This window comes from Chryseosolibacter histidinae, assembly GCF_018598225.1.
Lineage (GTDB): Bacteria > Bacteroidota > Bacteroidia > Cytophagales > Cyclobacteriaceae > Chryseosolibacter > Chryseosolibacter histidini.
Window position 1 is genome coordinate 1 of record NZ_JAHESF010000087.1, and the last position, 4,094, is coordinate 4,094.

Annotated in this window: 3 protein-coding genes; all 3 read right to left on the reverse strand. The window is 49.5% G+C overall.

The features are described from left to right. Positions 1–2,888 (reverse strand): MBG domain-containing protein (locus tag KK083_RS32225; RefSeq protein WP_317195262.1); only part of this gene is annotated, 2,888 nt, incomplete at its 3' end. 159 nt (positions 2,889–3,047) lie between these two features. Continuing rightward, positions 3,048–3,482, reverse strand: a complete 435-nt coding sequence (locus KK083_RS32230; RefSeq protein ID WP_254170280.1) for a hypothetical protein — start codon at positions 3,480–3,482, stop codon at positions 3,048–3,050. A gap of 30 nt (positions 3,483–3,512) precedes the next feature. After that, the coding region (locus KK083_RS32235; RefSeq protein ID WP_254170281.1) for a T9SS type A sorting domain-containing protein at positions 3,513–4,094 on the reverse strand (582 nt) is incomplete at its 5' end.

Sequence of the window (4,094 nt, forward strand, 5' to 3'; positions counted from 1 at the left end):
CCGGGTTGTGTTGCCGTGATCTCTGTTGTACCGTCGCCCACAATGGTGACTGTATTTCCGTTCACCTGAGCTACCGAAGGATCGCTGCTGCTATAGATAACATCAAGCCCCGATGAGCTTGTGGCCGTTAAAGTGAAATCGGGATCACCCATGGTTTTTTGATCAAGGGCATCGAAGGTGATTGCTTGATCTGCTTTTGTGATCGTTAAGGTTCCGTTCGTGTAAGCGATAGCATAATTATCTGCGCTTCCGCCAGTGGGCACGATAGCGTAAGCGCCTGGGCTACTCGACGATGTTGCTGTTGTGGAGGCAACTGGTACGGTAATGTCGCTGGCATCATCGCCATTCACAAATCCTGAATAAGATATGGTGAGCGCAGGATTATCACTTCCGTAAGGCCTGGTTTTGTCATCAGCTTTGGCGGTGAGGGCGGCTTTGTTTACGGTAAAGGTGTGGCTCACACTGGTTGCCGCATAATAATGGGGATTGCCTGCCTGTGACGCTGTAATGGTTGTTGTACCGACGCCTACAACGGTGACCGTACTGCCGGAGATCGTTGCCACAGCCGTGTTTGAGCTTTTATAGGCTACCACAAGACCTGACGAAGCTGTTGCATTCAATTGAAAGGAAGCTGCACCATATGTTTTTGAAGCAATGGCGTCAAAGTCAATTGTTTGATCCTGTTTTGCCGCATGGAATATTTCCAGGGCACCACTGAACCTGCTTACAACATAAGCATAATCGCCAGAGGCAAAAACGAAAGAAGGGCCATCCAACAAAGCGCCGCCACTACCCTGAATCAGGCTTCCTACATGCACGGGAGCTGAGGGGTTGGAAATGTCGATGAGCTCAAGTGTATTTTTATCACGGCTTACTACGAAGGCATAGTCTCTGGAGACTGCAACGGAATAAGGGAGATCCAGCAAGGCACCATCTGTACCATGTTTAAGGTTACCTTTATAGACGGGAGCTGACGGGTTAGAGATGTCGATGATCTCAAGTGCATCGCTTTCAGCACTTGTCACGTAAGCATGGCTTCCGGAGACGAAAACAGAAGTAGGAGTCTGCAGCAAGGCTCCACCTGTGCCGCTGGCCAGGCTACCTTTATGAACGGGTAATGCAGGATTAGAAATATCAACGATCTCAAGTGCGTTGCTGAGTGTACTTGCCACATAAGCATAGTTGCCGGAGACGTAAACAGACCAGGGACGGGACAGCAAAGCTCCGCCCATTCCGTCTTTCAAACTGCCTTTATGAACAGGAGCTGCAGGATTGGATATATCAATGATCTCGAGTGCATCGCTGCTGTAGCTTGCTACATAAGCATAGTTGCCCGAAACATAAACGGACTGGGGATAATCCAGCAAAGCGCCGCCGGTGCCATGGGTTAGGCTACCTTTATGAACAGGAGCAGCCGGATTGGATATATCTATAATTTCAAGTGCCTTGTCGCCGATTGATGTTACATAAGCGTAGTTGCCAGATACAAAGACAGACTGGGGTGAATTCAACAACGCCCCATTTGTGCCATTGGTCAAGCTTCCCTTGTGAACAGGGATGGCGGGGTTGGAAATATCCACGACTTCAAATGCATTGATCCCGGCGCTCGCTACGTAAGCGTAGCTACCGGAAACGTAGACCGATTGAGCACCCGCCAGCAAGGGCTTACCGGCGCCGTTTATAATGTTGCCCACATGCGCAGGTGACGATGGATTGGAAATATTAACGATCTCTAACGCGTCATATCCCTGCACAGCAATGTATGCGTAGGTCCCTGAGATAAAAACAAAACGAGCAGCATCCAGCAACGCTCCACCAGCGCCATCAGCCACGCTGCCTTTATGAGCAGGGGCAGCGGGATTGGAAATATCAACGATCTCAAGCACATCGCTGTTATAGCCCGCTACATAAGCATAGTTACCGGAAACAGAAACTGAAACAGCACCATCCAACATAGCTCCGCCGCTGCCGTGGGCCACGCTGCCTTTATGAACAGGGGCTGCAGGATTGGAAATATCAACGATCTCAAGCACGTAGCTGTTGTAACTCGCCACATAAGCGTAGTTACCCGACACAGAAACAGAAATAGGACCATCCAGCATAGCTCCGCCGCTGCCATGGGTCAGGCTGCCTTTGTGGACAGGCGCTGCAGGGTTTGAAATATCAACGACCTCAAGCGCATCGCTGCCAAAGCTTGCTACGTAAGCGTAGTTGCCCGAAACATAGACAGATTGGAGATCGTTCAGTAAAGCACCACCTGTGCCATGTATCAGCCTGCCTTTATGAACAGGAGCAGCGGGGTTGGAAATATCAACGATCTCAAGCGCATCGTTACTGTAGCTCGCCACATAAGCATAGTTACCCGAAACATAAACAGACATAGGAGTCGTCAGCAAGGCCCCGTAGCCACTTATATCGTGTTCCAAACTACCTTTATGAACCGGCGCCGATGGATCAGAGATATCAACAATCTCAAGTGCATTACTGCCAAGACTTGTTATATAAGCATAGTTACCTGAAACAAAAATAGAACTGGGTGCCACCAGCAAGGCGCCGCCTGTACCGTGCTTGAGGCTACTTTTGTGAACCGGTAACGACGGATCGGAAATATCAACGATCTCAAGCGCATTGCTGTTATAACCCGCCACATAAGCATAGTCACCCGAAACGAAAACTGAAGAAGCATCGATCAGCATAGCACCACCAGTACCATGAACCAGGCTGCTTACATGTGTCTGGCCATACATAACACCTGTCAAAAATAGCATCGATGTGATGATGCCAAGTTTCAGTACACGGCAAAACACCCCGCAATACATCGAAAGAGAACTTGTTCCCACACGCTTGAGCTGGCCATCGACGCTGATTCGTTTTGTAAAAAATATCATTGTAGTCGTTTATCTAATTCTAATCGTTTGAACATTACATCCGGTCCTTTCGCGCTTCGATAGTTTCGGTTTCTACAAAATCAGAGATCAGGCACCGGAGCGAACTATTAATCCCTGTGCACTAGTTGACGGCGCCCCGGATGCCTGATGTCTGAGGGGCTATCTCGAGAATACAAATTCATATTGACCGCCTACAGACGATACTCTTCCATGGGGTGGCTGGTACTGCATTTGAAGCTTCAGCTGTGAAGCTGACAGCTCACTGACGTGGAGCTCCACTCCGTCGTTCCGCACGATGTCATAATCCTGCGATCCGGAAACCTCGCGCAGTGTAAATGATCCGCTCGCCGGCCAGATCGGATCAACCGGCGGGGCTACGGTAAAAGTTTTGTTGCCTTTTATGGTCAATATGGGACCGTTGAAAGCGCGTGTTACATCAACACCGTTGACCCTGGCCTGCTGCAGGTGCCAGGTGAAGGAAAGCTTTTGAAGAAATTGTTTTTCAGGACCGGGCTTCTCGTTATCATTATCGCAGCCGGTAATCAGTAGGTTGATGGTCAGCAGCGCCAGCACTGCCGTTAATTTTCTATTCATATATTTCAGGAAATAGTTTACAAAGTTGATTTACTGTTTTACGATCTGCCGTGTGATCACCTGGCGACTTGTGCCGATCTTCACGTGATAAATACCGGGTTGAAGATGATCAACGCGTAATGCCATATCTTCCCCTGAAGAAGCAATCTCACGGGCAACCATGCGGCCCATGGCATCGAACATTTCAACGTGAACCGGTTCTGCAGCGGGAACCCTGATGTTGAGCGCATCATGCACCGGGTTCGGGTAAACACCTACCAGTATTTCATCGGCACCCTCCAGATCAGTAATAAGCTCCACAACGAGTGTTTGCTGTACAGACGAAGCGGCTTCGAACATGTCGTTGCCCGGCTGCGAAGCAGTGATGACGGTGGTACCCGCGCCTTGCAGCGTAATGGTGTTGTTCATAACCGTTGCCACGGAGGCGTTACTGCTTTCGTACACCACAGAAAGGGATGAGCTGGCGGTTGCCGATAATGTGAAAGGCGCTTCACCAAACATCTTCGAAGGTAATTCAGCGAAAGCGATTGACTGAAGGTTCTTCAGGATGTTCAGTATTTGTGGTACCTGCATGGCTGGCTCATAGTTCTCATTACCAGCCTGATTGGCGGC

Excerpts from the sequence above, each read along its gene's own strand:
- KK083_RS32230 (WP_254170280.1), bottom strand. The coding sequence starts at position 3,482 with ATGAATAGAAAATTAACGGCAGTGCTGGCGCTGCTGACCATCAACCTA.